Consider the following 18,322-nt stretch of genomic DNA (forward strand, 5'->3'; position numbering starts at 1 on the left):
CGCCGACGTTGCAGCAGGCAGCAGCCTCTCGAAAGGCCGGATCAGACTGCCGATTGCGGCAGCAGGCCCATTACCGTCAGCCCTTCCAGCACGCCGGCCGCATGGTGGGCGGATGCCAGATAGGTCTTGTGCCGCGGCAGGGTTGATAGAAGTTCCTGGCGGGCATTGCCGACCGCGATTGCCTTGCCCGCTGCTTCGAACAGCGCAAGGTCGTTACCGGAATCACCGGCAGCGATCGTTCGCTCCATCGGAATGCCAAGATGGCTTGCCAGATGGCGCATGGCAGTGTCCTTGCCTGCGCCGGGGGCGAGAATGTCCAGGTCACTGGTCCCTGAATAGATGTGCCTGAACGGGATGCCCTCGTCCCGGAGTGCGGCAAGAATCGCGTCCACGCCGTCTTTTCCCGGAACGGCGAAGCTCGCCTTTCCGTCCGTCTGGAACTTGTCGTCGTGCGCATCATACCCCAGTTTCCGGACGATTTTGCGAACTTCCTCGTCAGGCCAGTCGATAAACCGGCTTTGCCAGCTTTCCAGAAAGAAACGGTCCAGACGGATTTCGGTTCCCAAACCGGTGATAATCGCGTCCGGTTCGAAGCCTTTAGGGAAGTAGTCGGCAAGGGTCTGGTCGACACTGGCGGCCGGTCGGCTGGAGTTTAGAGCCAGTTTCAGGTGCGACTTGGCGTTCTTCAACTGCTGCCAAAGTCGCTCCAGATCGGCCCGGCTACCGGTCAGGGTGTCATCGATGTCGCTGACCAGAAGCCAGGTATCACTCTTGCCCGTCTCGCCGGTCACCGGCCCTCCCCTTCCTGATCGGGTGCCCTGTGCGTGACGGAATATGCCGGTTCGACCGTGTGCTCAGTTACCGGACGGCTCAATGTTTCAACCACAAGGTCCTTCAGGCAGACGGCCGCGCTTTCCGTGTAGAAGCCGATACCGCCTTCGATGAAACTGTCGTCAACCAGCGACAACACCACATAGCCGTCGATGGAAAACTCGAAGTATAGGCCGTGCGCCACAACCTCGATCTGCCAGGGGCCATGATCGCTGCCCCTGAAATGCGCTTCCTGAAGCGGCTCGTAACGGAAGGCATGTTCGAATTCAGGTGTCGGGTTTGCGCCCCAAGCTCGCATCTGGGCAATGCCGTTGACGAGATCCAGAGACAGGTAATAACCGTCACCCTCGTCGTTCATCCTCAGCACAAGACCGGTTTTGCCCAGTCCCTCCAGCATGAGCTGTGCCTTGAGGCGGAAATCCTCATGCTTGCCCGGCAGCATGAAAGCTTCGTACCCGCTCTTGCAGCTCAGATGCAGCCCGTCCGGCCGATCGATCGCCGACGCGTGTGTGTTGGAATACAGTGCCTTGCACTGGTAGGACGCAGTCACGACCTGGCGATGCGTCACCAGATCGTTGAAGTCCGAATTCGATTTCAGCTTGAGCCTGCCGGCACTGTCCGTCACCAGTTCCTTCGGCGGCGGCAACAGCTTCTTCACGACCTCGCGCCCGTAGACGTATTCCGTCTTGGAGAAGAAATTGAACAGAAGCAAACGGTCGTTGGTCCGGCAAATACGGCCTGCATAATTGCCCGTCGGCAGGATCACGTTGTCGAAGAAGTTCTGGTATGGGCCCTCAATCGTCTCCGCGTACCAGTAGTGGATCTTGGTGTCTTCGCGGATCGATCCCATCAGGTAATAGCGGCCGTCGAGACGAAACAGGTTCGGCACCTCGACGTCGTCATAAAGGCCAGGCCGATAAAGAGGTGGCTCGAACGTGAATTTGTCCGGTTTGGTCTCGCGGGCGAGCCCGACGCAGCCGCGACGTATGACCGGCCCTTCCTTGACACGGGCAGAGGCCAGCAGCAGGCGTTCGCCTGTGTCTTCATCAACATAGAAGAACGGATCGCGGAAACTGACCCACTTCCGGCCTTCGTCGACAGTGCTCTCGTAAAGCGGGCCCGGCACCTGCAGGGGATAATTGCCGTGATTGCAGCGTTCCCAGGTGTAGAGATCCTTGGACCGTGCCAGCCCGACCCGCTGCACCCTGCCATATTCCGCCCGCGCAAGGCCGGTGTAGAACATGCGCCACTCGCCCTGCCGATCCGGATCGGGCGTCACATGCATCGTCCAGAGCATGTCATCATCCCATTCGCCCGGTTCACCGACGAAAAGTGCATTCTTGACCCGGCGCCATGTCATGCCGTCCGTGCTGACGGCGTGCGCGATGAAATCGTGATTGGGCAGCACCAGATGGAACAGATGATAGATGCCGTCGTGATAAACGACATCGACGTCGCCAATGTCCGACCGCAGAAATCCATGGGATGCATACATGCCCTAACCCTGCCCAGATGTTTCAGCAGGATCAAGAGCCTAAGCCAAAAAATTTGCAGTGCAACATGGCTCGGACGAACAATATCACCCCTTTGCGCATCCTGCCTGATGACTGGCGGCATTTCTGGAACGATTTGCGGTATGGAACAGAAACTGCCGGATCCCGCCCTTTCAGTTGGCCCGCTGCGCTCGGCTCTATGCCTAGAATATGATCGTTTCTGAGCCAAAAGCGCGTCGTAAAAGCATTCCCTTGCCGCCCCTATCCTCTAGAATGGGTTCATGACGGACTGCTGTTGGATCTCACATACCGACTGCCACCGCGGACAAAGCGCGGCGCGCAAGACGTTGCGTCAGGTCATCGGTCTCTTCTCTTTTCTTTCCTTGCTGCTCCTGCCAGGTCCTGCAGCCGCGTGTTCCCTGTCGCTGGTTCTGGCGATGGACGGTTCGGCCAGCGTCGATGCGCGCGAACACACCTTGCAGCTCAACGGACTGGCAGATGCCTTGAGAGACCCGGACGTCGTTCAGGCAATCGAGGCCGTTGGCGGGATCTGGGTTACAAGTTTCGAATGGAGCGGCCGGTACCAGCAATTGCTCCAGCTTGGGTGGAGCCATCTTTCCGATGCGCAAAGCGCTGCGAATGCGGCCGAAACCCTGCGACGTTCACCACGAGGCTACACCGAATTTCCAACCGCCCTCGGTTATGCACTTGGCCATGCGGCAACCCTGATGCGCAAGGCACCTGCACCTTGTGTTCGTAAGGTCATAGATGTTGCCGGTGATGGCATCAACAACGACGGTTTCGGCCCGGAAAGCGCCTACAGGGCCTTCGATTTCCAGGACGTTACGGTCAACGGCCTGGTGATTTCAGGCGCCGACGAAGCGCCGGTGCGCTACTACCGGACCCATGTCATCAAGGGTCCGGGTGCCTTTGTCGAGGTTGCAGCCAGCTATGACGACTACGCCGAAGCAATGAAGCGCAAACTGCTGCGGGAAATCTTCGGCAGCGGCTACGCTTCCCTGCGCTGAAATCAGCTTCAGGCTTGCCGGCGCTCCGCCCGGGCCAAAAGAGCCGCTTCGAAATCCGCTGCCGGCATTCTGTCCTGCAGGGCCCTTAGGAAAAGCTGCTTCTGTGTCTCGGGCGCCAGCCCGCCTACAGGCGGATCCCGGTCCAGATTGGTCGGGAAGGAATATCCTTCCGCACACGCGGAAACAGCCGCCTCCAGTCTGGCACCTGACATTGTTGCCTGTCCGGTTTTCGCCAGGAGCACGGGATAGAGCGCCCGGCACATGGCATCCCGGTCCACACTTTCCATGGCGCGTCCGAAGGCCGAGGACACCTGAAGCAGGTTTGCCATGCGCTGGATATCTGCACTGGAATTGTCACCGGCGGCGTGGAACAGTGCCGGGTTGAAGAACACCGCATCGCCCTTGCGCAATGGCATCTGCACGTAATTCTGTTCAAAAAACTCCTTGAATGCCTCCAGCCGGTAGGCAGCGTAGCCCGGACGATAAAGCTGCGAAAACGGCAAGAGCTTCGTGGGACCGCTTTCAATCGGCATGTCTGTATGCGCCACCGCCCCTTGCAGGGTCATGACCTGTGACAGGTCGTGCACATGGGCTGGATAACGTGCGCAGTCTTCTGCTGACTGGAAACCAAGGTGGTAATCCCGATGTGCCTGCTGCGCCTTGCCGCCCGGACGTACAAGATTGACCTGGGCCGTCATCTGGTAGTTCGGTCCGAGCCAGGCTTCACAAACGGCATCAATGGCAGGATTGGCAAAATAGTCCGCGAAGACATCGGGGGCTTCCAGACAGAGTTTCTGCAGTGAGTTCCAGATCCGGTCGTTTGCGCCGGCAGCTGCAAAATGATCCGCACCGCCGCCTGAAGCAGCTTTCTCCTCGGCGATGATCCGGTTGTAGACCTGCGTTGCCCGGTCTATCGAGGTGACATCCTTATATGCCTCCTCCAGCACCAGCACACCCGAGTGCAGCCGCATAACCTGTGCCCACTCTGCCATCAACCGGCTACGGCTTTCGCTACCTGCGAGTACGGTATCCAGATCGGCAACCCGGTAGACGGGAATACCGGCAACCACCTTGTAGGCGTGCGGTACGATGCCGTCGTCCAGTTTTTGCGACACAAGTTGCCTGAAGTCCTCGACATCGCAGCTGGTGGCGTTGAAATACGCCAGATGATCGACCCGTTTGTCCATGATCCCCTCCCAGGTTTTGTTGGCTGCAATGCTATCAGGATCGGTCTTGATCGGATCGGCATTTTCCATCAAGAATCCATCAAATGACCCATCGCTTCCCGATCAAGGAAATCGCCCTTCAGGCAGGCCTCAGCACTGCCACGGTTGACCGCGTGATGAACGGGCGAGCACATGTCAGCCCGCAAACCCGCCGCAGGGTTGAGGATGCGATTGCAGAACTGGAACAACAGGAAGGTCAGCTGGCTGCCAGGGGGCGGCGGCTTTTCTTCGATGTGGTTATGGAAGCGCCGAACAGGTTCAGCAGAGAAGTGCGTCTCGCCTGTGAAAGCGTGCTGACAGATCTGCATCCGATCGCGATCCGCCCCAGGTTCACTTTCACCGAAACCATGTCGGCAGCCGAATGCAGCGCGATTCTGCAGCGGATCGCAAAGCGAGGCAGCCAAGGCATCTGCCTCAAGGTGCGCGATACAGAGGAAGTCCGGCATATGATCGCAGGACTGGCAGACCGCAGAATCCCTGTCGTCACCGTCTTTACCGACCTTCCCGCGTCCCGGCGGCTTGCCTATGTTGGCCTGGATAATCGCAGCGCCGGCAAAACCGCAGCCTATCTCATGCACAAGCTCCTGCCGGCAAACGGAACGGTGCTGACGACGCTCAGCCAGCACACCTTTCAGGGCGAGGAGGAGCGCTACGAGGGTTTCAGGCGGGAACTGGATCGTCTACGCCCGGAATGCAGATTGGTGGATGCCAGCGGCGGCGGCGGTCTCAATCCCGAAACACGGCGGGAGGTCGCCGAGAAGCTGGCCTCCTCTCCGCCGATTTCCGGTGTTTACTCCATGGGAGGCGGCAACAGGGCCATTTTGCAGGCCTTGTCCGAGGTGGGCCAGATGCCAGGGGTCTATGTTGCGCACGATCTGGACAAGGACAATCTCGAGCTTCTCCGGCAGGAGCAGCTGACGCTGGTGCTTCATCACGACCTGCAGTCAGACATGCACACGGCGTTTCGTCATCTCCTGGCATACCACGGCATAGGCACGTCTCCCTCCGGCGAAACGAGCGATGTTCAGGTGGTCACCCCCTTGAACATCCCTTCCAGGTTCAATGAACCAGCCTGACCTGGCAGTGCTGATCTCCACAGCCAAAGCCTGCCGTTCATCAGAAAACGCGCCAACAGCACACTGCCAGCAGTTGATCAACCGTGTTTCAGCTCTGTGCCAACTGCGCGTTCGACAAAAGCCAACATGGATTGCCTGAGCTGTTTTCTGGTCGAAACATCTCTGGAAACGGCATTCTGGCCACTGCGTTCGATCAAACCAAGAACCAGTTCGGCCGACGTGGCAGGGTTTTCTTCAAACGTTGGCAGGCAGTTGGCAACAGCTTGAATGAGCCGAGCCCGGGTTTGTTCGAAAAGGCAGCCGATCTCGGGATTTCTGAAGGCCTCGGCAACGATTTCCGCGCTTAACGCGGCATGTGCCGGCGACGAACAGAGATCGAAATACTCCGCTCCGAATTGCAGCAGTCTTTCCATCCGATTTCGTGACGTGTCTTCAAGCTGCCTCAGCAAGGGATCAAGTTCGACAGTTTCCAGTTCCGAGATGGCTGCGATGATTTCGTTCTTGCCCTTGAAGTGATTATAGAGATTGCTGAGGCTGATCCCCGCCTTTCCCGCGATGTCGCGCATGCCCGTCTGGTGAAACCCCTTTTCGATGAAAAGACCCGCAGCCGTTTCGACGATCATCTGCCGACGCTTGGCGGATTTTTCCAGACGGCTGGTGGATTGCGGCCTGGTTTCGGCCATCGGGAATCTCCTGTGCGACGCTACGAAGAATGACCGTAGCCCGACTTCTTCTTCTGCTCTGTTCATTTCAGGTTCGTTGCCGTCTTGCAATCCTGGGCCGCGCACCCAATTAAAGAACGAACGTTCGTTCTTTGTGAGGTGTCATGTATTCTGACCTGGAACTTCGCCTTCAGGAGGCGGCTGGTGTCTTCAACGGTATTGAAATACTGGCGCTGGTCTTTCTTCTTGTTTTGGCTTCTGAAACCGTCTGGGACCGGTTTACCGGCTACCGTCAATCGCTATCGGAAACCGGCGCAAATCTGATTATCGGCCTTGTCTACGGTCTGTTGGAACGAACCGCATACGGGCTGATCCTCGTGATTGCCGTTTTCCTTGCAGAACCGTTCGCGCTTTGGGACCTGCCCATGAACGGCTTGACGTGGGTACTTGCGATCATGGTCGCTGATCTGACGTACTACTGGATGCATCGCTGCGAGCACCGGGTACGGCTATTCTGGACCTATCACAGCGTTCATCATTCCTCGCCTGAGTTCAACTTCACGACGGCTCTACGTCTGGCCTGGACCGAAGCGCTGTTCGAATGGATGTTTTTCATTCCCATGGTGATTGTCGGCTTCGACCCTGTGCAGGTGATCGCAGGCCTTGCCGTCGTGGTGGCCTATCAATCGTGGATCCATACCGAAAAGGTCAGACGGCTCGGGTGGCTTGAAAGCATTCTGAACACACCGTCGCATCATCGCGTGCACCACGGCAGCAATCCGGAGTATCTCGACAAGAACTATGGCGGCATCCTGATCGTCTGGGACCGGCTCTTTGGAACCTACACACCCGAGCGTGCCAAGGTTGTCTACGGGATCACCGATCCGCTCAACACATCCAATCCGATCACCATCAACTTTCGAGACTTCATTCGTCTTGGCACAGATGCGCTCAATGCCCCTTCCTTCGCCCAGGCTCTGAAGATGCTCATGAAACCTCCCGGCTGGACACCGACGCGCGATACGGCTCTTCCCGCGGACCAGTCCGACACTCAACTGCAGTCGCCTGCAGGTTCCAGCCAAGGGGAACACCACGATGAACATTGATCTGCTTCTGGCGACGTTTGCCGGCTATCTGGCGGTCTTCGGACTGAGCGACCGGCCACAGGACCCGAAGGTCCGCGACTACACCATTGAAACCGTCCAGATCAGAACTGCGTCCGGCACCGCCATACTGGATGCCGAGCTGACCCTGCCAAAAAGGAGGGGGCGCGTCCCTGCGGTGGTACTCATCACCGGCTCCGGCCCACAGGACAAGAATGAAGAAATTGCGGGCCACAAACCTTTTCTCGTGCTTTCAGATCACCTGACGAAATCCGGCTATGCCGTGCTGCGTTACGACGACCGCGGCGTGGGCCGAAGCACGGGAGACTTTGCGACAGCAACCCCGCAGGATCTCGCGAGCGACGCAGCCGCCGCGCTTGCCTATGTGAAGTCTCATCCGCATGTTCTTTCCGAAAAAACCGGATACATCGGCCACTCGGAAGGCGGCTATCTCGCGCCGATCGCGCAGCAGATCGAACCGGCCGCCTTTCATGTTTATCTTGCGGGCCCTGCCCTGCCACTTGTTCCCGATGTCATGCGCACTCAGGTTCAGGATATCGGGCGTGCGGAAGGCCTGTCCGATGAAGTCATTGCCGAACAGAGCCGCGCGGTGAATGAGATCAGCTCCGCTCTTTTGAAATCCGGAACACCGGCAGAATTACGCAAGGACATCACGAAGGCCTTGCAGAACTCGGGGGCGAGCGGTTCCCAGATCAGGCAAAACCTGGCCGTCTGGGCGACACCCTGGGCCTCCGCCTACGCGCGGCACGATCCGGTTGAGCAGCTGGCAGGCCTGACCATTCCGGTGCTGGCACTTTTCGGTGAGCACGACTTGCAGGTTTCCGCCAGCGAGAATTCACCTGTCATGCGAAGAGCCATCACCCACCCGCTCTCGGATGTCAGAACGCTGCCTGGCCTCAATCACCTGTTCCAACCAACGCAAACCGGACGTATCAACGAGTATGTCCGGATAGCAACGACCATCGATCCAACCGCATTGCAGGCGATTGCGACATGGCTCGATATGATCGTGCAGGTGCCATAAAAACGCGGGAACGGTGCCCTTCTCCTGCGGCCAGGCCGTCACCCCCCGGTGTTGCCGTAGTTTTCCGCCTCCATGCCCCGGTAGAAATCCTTCAGCGTCTTGCCGGGTTCCGGATCAAACCTGTCTCCCGTCTCCCGCATTTCGGAAATTCGGTCCAGACGGAACATACGGAAGTCCTGGCGCAATTCGCACCAGGCCACCAGCGTCCAGACCTTGCCCCAGAACCACAGTCCGAGAGGGCGGATCGTACGATCGGTCGGCTCACCCTTGCTGTCGCAATACGCCACGAACAAGCGCTTGCGGCCATCGGCAGCCGCTTCCAGAAAATCGATATGAGCCCGGATTTGCGGTGTCATCTCTGGCGCGAACGCGTGGATCTCGACTTCGTTCTGACGCACCCGCATCTTTTCCGGCAGGACGGCGTCGATCTTGATCATCGCCTCTTCGGCGGCCCGGGCCATGGCGGCCCCGCCCCAGGCACGGATCAGACGCGCACCGGCGAGTAGAGCGACAATTTCATCCCGGGTGAACATGAGTGGTGGCAGTTCGTAGCCATCGCGCATGATGTAGCCGACACCAGCCGCACCTTCGATCGGCACGCCGGATGCCTGCAAGTCGGCAACATCGCGATAGATGGTGCGTTCGGATACTTCCAGCCATTCGGACAGCTGACGTGCCCGCACGAGCCGGCCACCGCGCAGATATTGCACGATCTGGAAAAGGCGGTCGGCGCGTCTCATGATGCCGGCTCCTTGCGAAGCCGACATCCTGTCAGTCTCAAATCAGCGTGCGAACATGCCGATGGAATTTCCGTCCGGGTCGATGCCATAGGCAAAGCGCCCCGCCGGAATGGCAGCCGGATCGGAAATGATCTCTCCTCCCTTAGCAGCGAACCGTTCCATCGTTTCTTCCAGGGTGTCCGGGCAGACGAGATGAATGGTTGGTCCGGTTCCGTTCTGCGCGGGTTTTCCCGGGTAAAGGTGACCTGCAATCCCACCCTGCTCCTTGGTTGGAAAGATTGCGATCTCATTTGGTCCCATGTCGATGACACGTCTAAGCTCCGTTTTGAAAACGTCGTTATAAAAGCTGACCGCCTTGTCCAGATCGGAGACGGGAATCTCCATCCAGACGTTGAAGTGATCGGGTGCAAAAGTCATGGAAAGTCTCCTCAGGCGCTGTGATGAGGATCACCTTATCAAACCTCTCCTGACAGCATTCTGTCAGGAGAGAGTGACAAACATATATGACGCAAGGGCAAGTAAACACCTGCAAATTTCGTCTCACAGATGAATTTGGAAAAGAGGCTGATGACAATTTGCCGGTACCGCGCCGTCACAGCTAAACTGCATGGGCCGGGACGCAGTCCAAGGCGGTGTGACAACCGGAAGGAGAGGTCATGAAACGCTGGCAGATGATCCTTTTCAGCCTCTTGCTTCTGCTGACAAACTTCTCGCCTGCCTTCGCGCATTTTTCGGAAGGTACCAAGGTGCGCACGCTTCTGGTCTCCCGTGAAGGTGACACGCTGACTGTTTATGTGCGGGTGCCCGCTCCACTTGTCTTCTCGGATCTCGTCGGTCGCTCGCAGGTCGAACAGGTACCACTGGTCTCGCCGTTTCTTCGCCTGGAGCAAACCCCGGACAGTGAGCGCTACCGAGTTGATCTCGGCGCGATCGACAGCAATCGATCTGCCTTTGAAGACCGGTTGCGCAACGCCCTCGTCTTTTCGCAGGCGGGCCTTGCCCTGCCGGTGGAGATCATCGGGTTTACGGTTCACGCCAGTCGACCTGATCAGGACATCGACACAGCTGTTGCCGCCCAATCCGCGTTGAGCGAAGCTTTCCCGAATGAAGACCCGCTCTTTGGTTCGGCAGTCATCGACTACGCGCTCAGGCTGGAAAGCAGCGATCCGACCGGTGTCCTTCAGGTGCAGTCCGGGTACGCTCCCCTGATCCCGGGGCCCGGCATAGCCATCGACAACCACCTGATTGATACCCGCATCACCCCTTCGGTTTCGACCACGGCTCCCGGGCAACTGGAAGAACCTGCGCGGTTCGACGGATCCCGGCTCAGCACGTTTCTGCATTTCATCCACCAGGGTACCCTGCATATTCTGGAAGGCCTTGATCACGTCTTTCTGGTGATTGCGCTGGCTCTGGGCGTCGGGGCAACGCGGAGACTGATTTACCTCGTCACCGCCTTCACGATCGGGCACTCAGTCACGCTGATTGCCACGTTCCTCGGGGCAACACCTTCCTGGTCATGGTTCATCCCGCTGGTGGAGACGGCCATTGCCGCTTCCGTTCTTTATGCGGCCATCGCGGCAATGGTCCGGAAGTCGGGCTCGGTGATCGTCTTCGCCGCGATCGGCCTGTTGCACGGCCTCGGCTTTTCCTTCGTTCTTGCGGACATTCTCGGTCGGGGCGCACCGGATCTCATACCCGCGCTACTGGCATTCAACATCGGCATCGAATTTGGCCAGCTGATCATTCTCGCCGTAACGCTCTCCATCGTCCTGCTTCTGCGAAAGACAGCTGAACCCGCCCTGCAACCCTTGAGGCTCGGCGCGCTGTCGGGGATTGCAATCCTGTCTGCCTGGTGGGTCATCGAGCGCCTGCCCGGATTGCTGATTTCGGCCTGACTTGAGGGCGCCTCATGGCTATTTCAGGCAAAAAACACCCTAAAAAGACATAAAAAGCCGATTAATCTGCCGGGTTAAGCGCCGTTAATTCTAACAATTGACTTGTTCTTAATCCCGACTGTGCAACTTGGGCGGAATAATAATTGGCAATGAAATGGCTCGTCACGGTACCTCGCCCAATACCCGCCCACTATTAAAAGGCTCTCTTGCAGGCCTCGCGACGGTTGCCGTCATGTTGCTTATAGCCTGGGCCGGTGTCGCCTATGACGGGCAAAGCGAACTGCAGAAACAGACGGCAGACCTTCTTGGCATCTGGCAGTCCAACATAGACCGTGGAAACAAGCTCTACGGAGCCCTGGAAAGACTTCCTGAAGACGATTGCAGCGACGCGCATCTGAAAACGCTGAACACGCTCGTCTACAACGACAATCACATTACCAATATCTGGTTTTTTCCGAACGGTGACACGAACGCCGCCTGCTCTTCGAGCTTCGGGCGTTTCGAACCTGCCCACAATTTCGGCCCGCCTGAAAAGGCACAACTGTTCCGCGATGGCAGGGAGACCTGGTACAGGGTGCCCTTCGACAAGGCCGAGGGTGTCGACAGCGTTACAGTGATCAAGAAGGGCCGCTACGGCGTTTCATTCTACCAGACCGGCAACCTGGCGACGGCCGCCGACGACATGTTCTATGTGTCGAGTGTTGAAGACCCTTACACGGTTCTGTTCCACGCCAATGGAAACGCGGGCCTTCTGAAGCAATACCGCGACAACTACGGTCCGATGTTCGGCAACGTCTATGCACAGGCCTGCGGCGAAGGCGATGTCAGGCTGTGTTACCTGACCATGATCCCTGCCAGCCGGATCGTTCAGCAAAATATCGGCCTGCTCGCGATTTTTGCGGTCTTCGGCATCGTCACCGGCGGGCTCGTTTTCCTGAGGGTGAAACGGATCGTGCGTGACCGCCATAGCCCGGCCGGACGGATCCGTCACGCGATCGCCAACGGCGGCAAAGGTTTCGAGCCGCACTACCAGCCCATCTTGTCGCTCGACACGATGAAATGCGAAGGCTGTGAGGTTCTGGCCCGGTTCGAAGATGCCCAGGGCAAGCTTTTCCCGGATGAATTCGTGAACATAATCCAGCAGGAGAACCTGACCTGGGAGTTTACCGAGATCATCATCGCCAAGGCACTGCGCGACCTGAAACCGCTGCTTGCGGGACGGCCGGGTTTCAAGGTGTCCGTCAATTTCTTCCAGGCGGATCTGGAAGACGAACAGATCCAGTCCGTTATTCAGTCGCCGGTTTTTGCAATGGCGACGGAAGCCGGTCTTTCCCTTTGCTGCGAGATCCTGGAAACCGGGATCCGGTCCGGTACCAGCATTGCAAAATCGCTGGAATACCTGCGCAGCATCGGCTGCCTGATCGCAATTGACGACTTCGGCACCGGCTATTCCAACCTTGCCCAGATCAAGGCGCTCAAGCCCGATCTGGTGAAGATCGACAAGATGTTCGTCGATGATCTCGGCAGCACCACCGATACGGCCCGCGGTGCCTTTGTTCAGGCGATCCTCGGCATTGCTTCGGCACATGGCATGAAAGTCTGTGCGGAGGGTGTCGAGACGATGGACCAGCTCGCGTCCCTCAGGAACCGAGATGTGGACTACGCCCAAGGCTATTTCTTTGCCAAACCGATGCCCATCCGGGACTTCTCCCTCTACCTTCTGGAACAGACCTTGAAGGAAAAGATGCCGACGAGCGGACGCTTGGCAAAGCTCAAACCCGTCAGCGGCTGACACCCGTTCCAGCGCCGATCGCCTGCTTTTCCAGGCTTCCAGCCTCGCGCTTGCGCGCAAAACGGCGCCACCACAAAAACTCCGATGCAATTTCGAGCACGATTGATCTGTCTCAAGGTGAATTGAACAGGTTGGCGGCACCTTGTGGTTCTTACAAGGAGGCAAGAATGAGCCACGTGCCACACGAGTTACATGAAGAATTTCCGGAAGCCGCAGACACTTTGCATGCGTTGAAAACAAGTGATGCCCATTTCGCCCGACTGGCGGATGAATATCACACCGTCAATCGCGAAGTGCACCGCATCGAGACAGATGTGGAGCCGGCATCCGACGATGTCCTGGAAGACCTGAAAAAGAAGAGACTAAATCTGAAAGACCAGATTGCTGCCATCCTGGCGGCAACGGCTAACACCGTGTCCTGAGCCCCTCCTTTTCAGGCCGGTGTTAAAGCCCGCGCCGTCCCCGTCCGACGGCGCGGGCCACCACATGCAGCTCTCCAGGAAAAGGTCCTGGCCCACCAGGAGCGCAGTGGAGCACATTTCCGGTTTTGGCGACCTTGTCGCCCACACGGTCAGCATACCGACAAAGAGTTGAAAAAAGAAGGCGCCGCAGCTTTTCGTAAAAGCCCGGCGCCAGTCTGGGGAGGAACGACCCTCATCGTTCACCCTACGATGTGGGTCTTCACGCAAATAGTTGCAAGGCAAGCCTGTGTGAGGCTTGCGTGATCCGGAACCAGCGCTCCCGGGCACAGCTTGACCCGCACGCGGGGCTGTTATCTTCTGGGGCAAGTTCATTTCGGATCAGCCCATGCCCCTTGTTCGCCTTTGCCTGCTTCTGCCCCTCTTGTTCTCGTCCACAGCATTTGCCGCCGATCATTGCATCGATGTTCAGGCGAAACGCGGCTGGCAGCAACTGTCCCTGCCCGGCGGCAAGATCACCGGCGTGCAGTATTCCGGCGGCTGGAGCGTGATTGCCGGCATGTACAAGGCCGTCGGGCCGCGTGGCTATACGGGCGAAGACGCCCGCCGGCTAGGCCCGCTCTACGGCTACAAGTTCGACCAATCCTACGCTTTCGGCGAGATGCTTGTGCGAGATCAGGCGGGCCGCATTGTTCCGTTCGCGGAGTTTGCCGCGCTCGCCGTCAACTCGCGCGATCCGGCCGGTGTCTATGCCTTCCGCATCAACGACAAGGATATCGCGCTGCCGGACAATGCCGGTTCCATTCGCGTCTGTATTTCAATGCGCTGACCTTCTCAACAGGCACGCCTCCCCTTCCCCTGCCCTGAACGGATCTCCCACCCATGACCCAGAAAACCATCCTCATCACCGGTGCTGCCCGGGGCATCGGCCTTGCGACGGCAAAGCTCATGCTGAGCCGCGGCTGGCAAGTTGCCATGCTTGACCGGGATGTCGACGAACTCGCGATTGCGTCCGAAGGTCTGGCAGGTGCCGTTCCGTTTATCTGTGACGTTTCCATCGCAGAGCAGGTCGAGGCAACCATCCCTGCCATCTTGCAGAAATTCGGTCAGCTGGATGCCGTCGTGAACAATGCCGGCGTTGCCGAATTCGGCCCGATCGAGGAGACGGATTTTGCCATGTGGCGGCGGGTCATGGAGACCAATCTCGACGGCGTGTTTCTGGTTTCTCAAGCTGTCGTTCCCGCCTTGAAGAAAACCCGTGGCGCCATCGTCAACATCGCCTCCATTTCCGGCCTGCGCGCGTCAACGTTGCGGGTAGCCTATGGAACCTCCAAGGCCGCCGTCATCCAGCTCACCAAGCAACAGGCAGCGGAACTTGGCGAATACGGCATTCGCGCCAACTGTGTCTGCCCGGGCCCCGTGCGCACCAAGCTGGCGATGGCAGTGCACAGCCAGGACATCATCGATGCCTATCACGACGCGATCCCGCTCAACCGCTATGGCTCGGAAACGGAAATTGGCGAAGTAATCGCCTTTCTATGCTCCGAGCAGGCGAGTTACGTCACCGGGCAGGTGATTGCTTCCGATGGTGGTTTTGAAAGCACCGGGGTTGGGCTTCCGGCACTTCGCAAGTAAGTGAGCTTCACTCGATTTTCAGAAAGACACAACGCTGCATAACGGGCCGGTTTGCGGACTTGCGGGAACAATCTTCTTTCCGGAATGCGCCCTCAGGCCGGTATTTGTCCATGACCGCGTCCAGGCGATCATTGGTGATGGCAGAGTTGGCCCTTTGCAGGCACGGCAGCAGCAGCGCCTTGTTCGCCCGTTGCTGGGCACCGCTGGGATATTTACCCGGCTCCGGTTGGACGGGTTTGAAACACTCGATGAAGACCACCTCCTCGATACCGAGGTCTGCCGCGATCCTGTCGGTCGGGCGGTTCGGGTCGTTATCGGCAATGGCGGGACCAGCCAGGAACAGTGCGGCAAGGAAAAGGGTGGTGCGCATCTGACTATCTCCCTGAAACGCAACCGACTTCCGGTTTTCGGAGACGGATTTCCGGATCATGTAACCACTCTACCGGTTTCAATTTTTCAGGATGTGATAGTCGTCACAAATTTTCCGAAAGCGCCTTTTTTCTCAATCATGGTCATCGATCGCGCAGACAAAACATCCGATTAGCTGTCAGGCAGAAAATGAGCGGCGATCTGGCGCTGATGGGCTCGGGTCCGATGTTCGAACAGATAAATTCCCTGCCAGGTTCCAAGCGCCATGCGCCCTGCCGAGACGGGAATGGAAAGCGAAACCGGCATCATCGCCGCCTTGATATGGGCAGGCATATCGTCCGGTCCCTCCAGGGTATGCACCAGATAATTCATGGAAGGGTGATCTGCGGGCGGAACCAGGCGTTCGAAGAACGCTTTCAGATCGCGCTGCACATCCGGATCCGCATTCTCCTGGATCAGCAGCGAACAGGATGTGTGGCGAACGAACAGTGTGAGCAAGCCGTCTTCCGCACCCGATTCTGCAAGCCATTCAGCCACCGACGAGGTGAATTCGTAAAGGCCCTGCCCACGGGTGCCAATTGCGAATCTGGTTTGCATCGTTTCCTCCGAGGACCATTTGCCGCTTCGCACTGGCTTAGGCGATCCACGCTACGGTTGCAATTACAGCTGCGGGCCGCCATCTGAGGGAAGCCTACCGAAGCCCCGCCAGATTTTCCGAACCGAGGCCCTGATGCCAACTCCCCGAAAGAAGATCCTCATTGCCTCTCTGGGCACGCGCGGAGACGTTCAGCCCTATGTTGCCCTGGCACGCGACCTGGCAAAGATGGGCGCCGACGTCGTGGTGACGACGGGAGAAGGTTTCGATGACATGATCACCGGTGCCCGGTCACGGCCGGTTCCACTCGATTATCAAGCCCTTCTGCAAAATGAGGACATTCAGGCTGCGCTGTTCACGTTGAAGGGCAAAATCCGTGCAGCCCGCAAGAATATCGATCTGCAGAAGGAGGCCGCCCGGCGCCTCTGGCAGATCGGCATGCAGGAAAAACCGGACCTTATCCTGTTCAATCTCAAGGCAACTGTCCTGACACTTGTGGCGCGTCATCTCGACGTACCCGCCCTGCCGACAGCGCTTCAGCCGGTGAGCGCGGCAACGGGTTCCTTTCCGCTACCGCTTTTCGGATTGCCCGACCTCGGTCCTTTCCTGAATCGGCGAAGTTTTGCCATCGGTCGCTCCCTGATGCGGCTGGGTATCGCGCCGCTCGCAAAGGCCGTCCGCGCGGAAGCGGGGACGAAGGATGCGCCTGCCCATTCGGGAGATCTGATGGACGGCCATATGCCTGGCGGAGGATCGCCGCTGTCCCTTCAGGCTTTTTCCCGTGGTCTCGTGCCAACACCACCAGACTGGCCGGAGAACAACTGGGCCTGCGGCTATTGGCTGACCGAACCTGATCCGAACTACGTTCCGCTGGAAGATCTGGCTTCGTTTCTGGAAAACGGCCCGGAGCCGATCTATCTGGGCTTTGGCTCCATGCCGAGCAGGAACCCGGCAAAGCTGACAGAAACCGTGCTTGCAGCCCTGGAACAAACCGGCCAACGTGCGATCCTGGCGACGGGCTGGGGAGGATTGTCCGGGCAAAGCCTGCCGCGGACACTTTCAGGCCGCGTCTTCCTGCTGGATAAGGCACCTCACAGCTGGCTTTTCCCAAGTTGCGCGGCAATCGTTCACCACGGTGGTGCCGGCACCACCCACGAAGCCCTGCGCTGGGGCAAACCTTCGCTGGTCTGCCCCGTCTTTGGCGATCAGCCCTTCTGGGGCGCGCAGGTTCACAAGATCGGAGCCGGGCCTGCACCGATCCGGCAAAAGTCGCTCACTCCTTCGAAACTCGCCCGGGCGCTGATGCAACTCGAAGACCCTGTGTATCGTGTCGGCGCCAAACGGGTGGCAGACATCATGGCAAGCGAACCGGGTGCGCGAGGTACGGCAGAACGGCTCCTGTCGATGATCGGCGCTGACAGGATCTGATTAGACTATGTCGTCTAAAACCAAGCTACGTATCTGAAAAGGCGGCTTCGGCCCCGAAGGCTGTTGCCAGAAACCGCGTCATGCAGGCGACCCGTTCGACAGAGCGAAGGTCGGGATGGGTCAGCACCCAGAGCTCATTTGCTGGTACGTCATTGGCGAGGGCCAGTTTCTGCAAGCCGCCTTGTGCGACATCCACCGGAACGAGGCATATCCCCAACCCCTTGCGCGCCAATGCAGCCATGGTCATCAGATCATCGCTTCGAACCGCGATCCTGTCGCGATGCGTCCTGTCCATCTGTTGGAAGCCAGGCCGCTGGGATAGCAGTCCGCTTGCGCCAATCAGGTCATGTGTTGTGAGATCGGCCGAATTCGACGGCGCGTCCTTGCGCTCCAGATAGCTCTGGCTTGCGAAATAGGCCCAGGGAATATCTGCGACCTTGCGTCCGATCAGGTGTTCGGGCGGAGATGACGTGACCCGCAGGGCGATCTCCGCAGCTCTGCTGGACATGTTGAGCTCCTCGTTGGAAGTCAACAGCTCAACGGTGATGTCGGGAAACCGGGCTCTGAAGTCGCCTAGGTAGCCAGGAAGGAAATGGGCTGCGAAACTTGCGGGGGCCGTCAATCGAATTCGCCCCTTCAAAGCCAGATCCGCCCCGGATATCCGCCGGTCGATGTCCTCCATGGCAACGACAACAGACTGCGCCAGACCCAGAATTTCGGCACCAGCCTCGGTCGGCCTGTAACGGCCCTTCACCTTTTCGAACAATCTGGAGCCAAGCTGCTCTTCCAGAGAACGGATGTGCCTGAACGCCGTGGCATGGCTGATTGCGAGCTTTTCAGCAGCCTTGCCGAGACTGCTGGTCTCGGCGACCGCGTGAAACGTTCGAAGGTAGTTCCAATCCATCATGTTCTTTCAAATTTGAAAGCTTCCACCTTAAATCTGCCTATTCCAAACATTTTTGCAAACACCTAAATCCATCAC

The 18,322-nt window shown here is 58.3% G+C and carries 19 protein-coding genes; 10 read left to right on the plus strand and 9 right to left on the minus strand.

Annotation, left to right across the window (positions count from 1 at the left end):
* Positions 1-41: 41 nt before the first annotated feature.
* Entirely contained in the window at positions 42-791 is a 750-nt protein-coding gene (locus FIU93_RS25655) for an HAD-IIB family hydrolase (RefSeq protein WP_152507147.1), read from the minus strand.
* Positions 788-2,326 (minus strand): glycosyl hydrolase, encoded by a 1,539-nt coding sequence (locus FIU93_RS25660; RefSeq protein WP_152507148.1) that lies wholly within the window; start codon positions 2,324-2,326, stop codon positions 788-790. Before FIU93_RS25660 ends, FIU93_RS25655 begins: the two co-directional genes overlap by 4 nt.
* A 279-nt stretch (positions 2,327-2,605) precedes the next feature.
* On the opposite strand from FIU93_RS25660, the gene FIU93_RS25665 reads away from it, so the two are divergent.
* Positions 2,606-3,352, plus strand: a complete 747-nt coding sequence (locus FIU93_RS25665) for a DUF1194 domain-containing protein (protein ID WP_209010233.1) — start codon at positions 2,606-2,608, stop codon at positions 3,350-3,352.
* Positions 3,353-3,360: 8 nt separating this feature from the next.
* Here the strand turns inward: FIU93_RS25665 and FIU93_RS25670 are convergent, their stop codons facing one another.
* Positions 3,361-4,539 (minus strand): phytanoyl-CoA dioxygenase family protein, encoded by a 1,179-nt coding sequence (locus tag FIU93_RS25670; RefSeq protein WP_152507710.1) that lies wholly within the window; start codon positions 4,537-4,539, stop codon positions 3,361-3,363.
* An 83-nt stretch (positions 4,540-4,622) separates the two neighbouring features.
* Between FIU93_RS25670 and FIU93_RS25675 the strand changes: the two genes are divergently transcribed.
* Positions 4,623-5,654, plus strand: coding sequence for a LacI family DNA-binding transcriptional regulator (locus FIU93_RS25675; protein ID WP_152507149.1), 1,032 nt, complete (start codon positions 4,623-4,625; stop codon positions 5,652-5,654).
* Between the two features lie 77 nt (positions 5,655-5,731).
* Here FIU93_RS25675 and FIU93_RS25680 read toward each other — a convergent pair whose 3' ends face one another.
* Positions 5,732-6,337 carry a TetR/AcrR family transcriptional regulator gene (locus FIU93_RS25680; protein WP_173017410.1) on the minus strand — a complete coding sequence of 202 codons (606 nt, stop codon included), beginning with the start codon at positions 6,335-6,337 and terminating at the stop codon, positions 5,732-5,734.
* A gap of 143 nt (positions 6,338-6,480) precedes the next feature.
* Here FIU93_RS25680 and FIU93_RS25685 point away from each other — a divergent pair, with 143 nt between their 5' ends.
* Together FIU93_RS25685 and FIU93_RS25690 are read left to right on the plus strand one after the other, a co-directional pair.
* Complete coding sequence (locus FIU93_RS25685) at positions 6,481-7,422, plus strand: sterol desaturase family protein (protein ID WP_152507151.1); 942 nt, start codon at positions 6,481-6,483, stop codon at positions 7,420-7,422.
* Entirely contained in the window at positions 7,412-8,464 is a 1,053-nt protein-coding gene (locus FIU93_RS25690) for an alpha/beta fold hydrolase (RefSeq protein ID WP_152507152.1), read from the plus strand. The genes FIU93_RS25685 and FIU93_RS25690 overlap by 11 nt, the downstream gene beginning before the upstream one ends.
* Positions 8,465-8,502: 38 nt before the next feature.
* On the opposite strand, the gene FIU93_RS25695 is transcribed toward FIU93_RS25690, so the two are convergent.
* A complete protein-coding gene (locus FIU93_RS25695; RefSeq protein ID WP_152507153.1) occupies positions 8,503-9,204 on the minus strand; it encodes a YafY family protein in 702 nt (233 codons plus the stop codon).
* Positions 9,205-9,246: 42 nt separating this feature from the next.
* Positions 9,247-9,621 (minus strand): VOC family protein, encoded by a 375-nt coding sequence (locus FIU93_RS25700; RefSeq protein ID WP_173017411.1) that lies wholly within the window; start codon positions 9,619-9,621, stop codon positions 9,247-9,249.
* A gap of 239 nt (positions 9,622-9,860) precedes the next feature.
* Between FIU93_RS25700 and FIU93_RS25705 the strand changes: the two genes are divergently transcribed.
* From FIU93_RS25705 to FIU93_RS25725, 5 genes are all read left to right on the plus strand, one after another.
* Positions 9,861-11,102 carry a HupE/UreJ family protein gene (locus FIU93_RS25705; protein WP_152507154.1) on the plus strand — a complete coding sequence of 414 codons (1,242 nt, stop codon included), beginning with the start codon at positions 9,861-9,863 and terminating at the stop codon, positions 11,100-11,102.
* 232 nt (positions 11,103-11,334) lie between these two features.
* Positions 11,335-12,894 carry an EAL domain-containing protein gene (locus FIU93_RS25710; protein ID WP_173017412.1) on the plus strand — a complete coding sequence of 520 codons (1,560 nt, stop codon included), beginning with the start codon at positions 11,335-11,337 and terminating at the stop codon, positions 12,892-12,894.
* A 167-nt stretch (positions 12,895-13,061) separates the two neighbouring features.
* Positions 13,062-13,316, plus strand: a complete 255-nt coding sequence (locus tag FIU93_RS25715) for a YdcH family protein (protein WP_031268132.1) — start codon at positions 13,062-13,064, stop codon at positions 13,314-13,316.
* A gap of 385 nt (positions 13,317-13,701) precedes the next feature.
* Positions 13,702-14,142: a hypothetical protein gene (locus tag FIU93_RS25720; RefSeq protein WP_152507156.1), complete on the plus strand. Its 441-nt coding sequence runs from the start codon at positions 13,702-13,704 to the stop codon at positions 14,140-14,142.
* Positions 14,143-14,195: 53 nt separating this feature from the next.
* A complete protein-coding gene (locus FIU93_RS25725) occupies positions 14,196-14,948 on the plus strand; it encodes an SDR family oxidoreductase (protein ID WP_062489479.1) in 753 nt (250 codons plus the stop codon).
* A gap of 7 nt (positions 14,949-14,955) precedes the next feature.
* On the opposite strand, the gene FIU93_RS25730 is transcribed toward FIU93_RS25725, so the two are convergent.
* Positions 14,956-15,318 carry a hypothetical protein gene (locus tag FIU93_RS25730; RefSeq protein ID WP_152507157.1) on the minus strand — a complete coding sequence of 121 codons (363 nt, stop codon included), beginning with the start codon at positions 15,316-15,318 and terminating at the stop codon, positions 14,956-14,958.
* A gap of 170 nt (positions 15,319-15,488) precedes the next feature.
* Positions 15,489-15,914 carry a secondary thiamine-phosphate synthase enzyme YjbQ gene (locus tag FIU93_RS25735; protein ID WP_062489483.1) on the minus strand — a complete coding sequence of 142 codons (426 nt, stop codon included), beginning with the start codon at positions 15,912-15,914 and terminating at the stop codon, positions 15,489-15,491.
* A gap of 133 nt (positions 15,915-16,047) precedes the next feature.
* Here FIU93_RS25735 and FIU93_RS25740 point away from each other — a divergent pair, with 133 nt between their 5' ends.
* Positions 16,048-17,340 carry a glycosyltransferase gene (locus FIU93_RS25740; RefSeq protein ID WP_152507158.1) on the plus strand — a complete coding sequence of 431 codons (1,293 nt, stop codon included), beginning with the start codon at positions 16,048-16,050 and terminating at the stop codon, positions 17,338-17,340.
* Between the two features lie 25 nt (positions 17,341-17,365).
* Here the strand turns inward: FIU93_RS25740 and FIU93_RS25745 are convergent, their stop codons facing one another.
* A complete protein-coding gene (locus tag FIU93_RS25745; RefSeq protein ID WP_152507159.1) occupies positions 17,366-18,247 on the minus strand; it encodes a LysR family transcriptional regulator in 882 nt (293 codons plus the stop codon).
* Between the last annotated feature and the right edge of the window lie 75 nt (positions 18,248-18,322).

This window comes from Labrenzia sp. THAF35, from assembly GCF_009363595.1.
In the GTDB taxonomy this organism is placed as follows: domain Bacteria; phylum Pseudomonadota; class Alphaproteobacteria; order Rhizobiales; family Stappiaceae; genus Roseibium; species Roseibium algicola.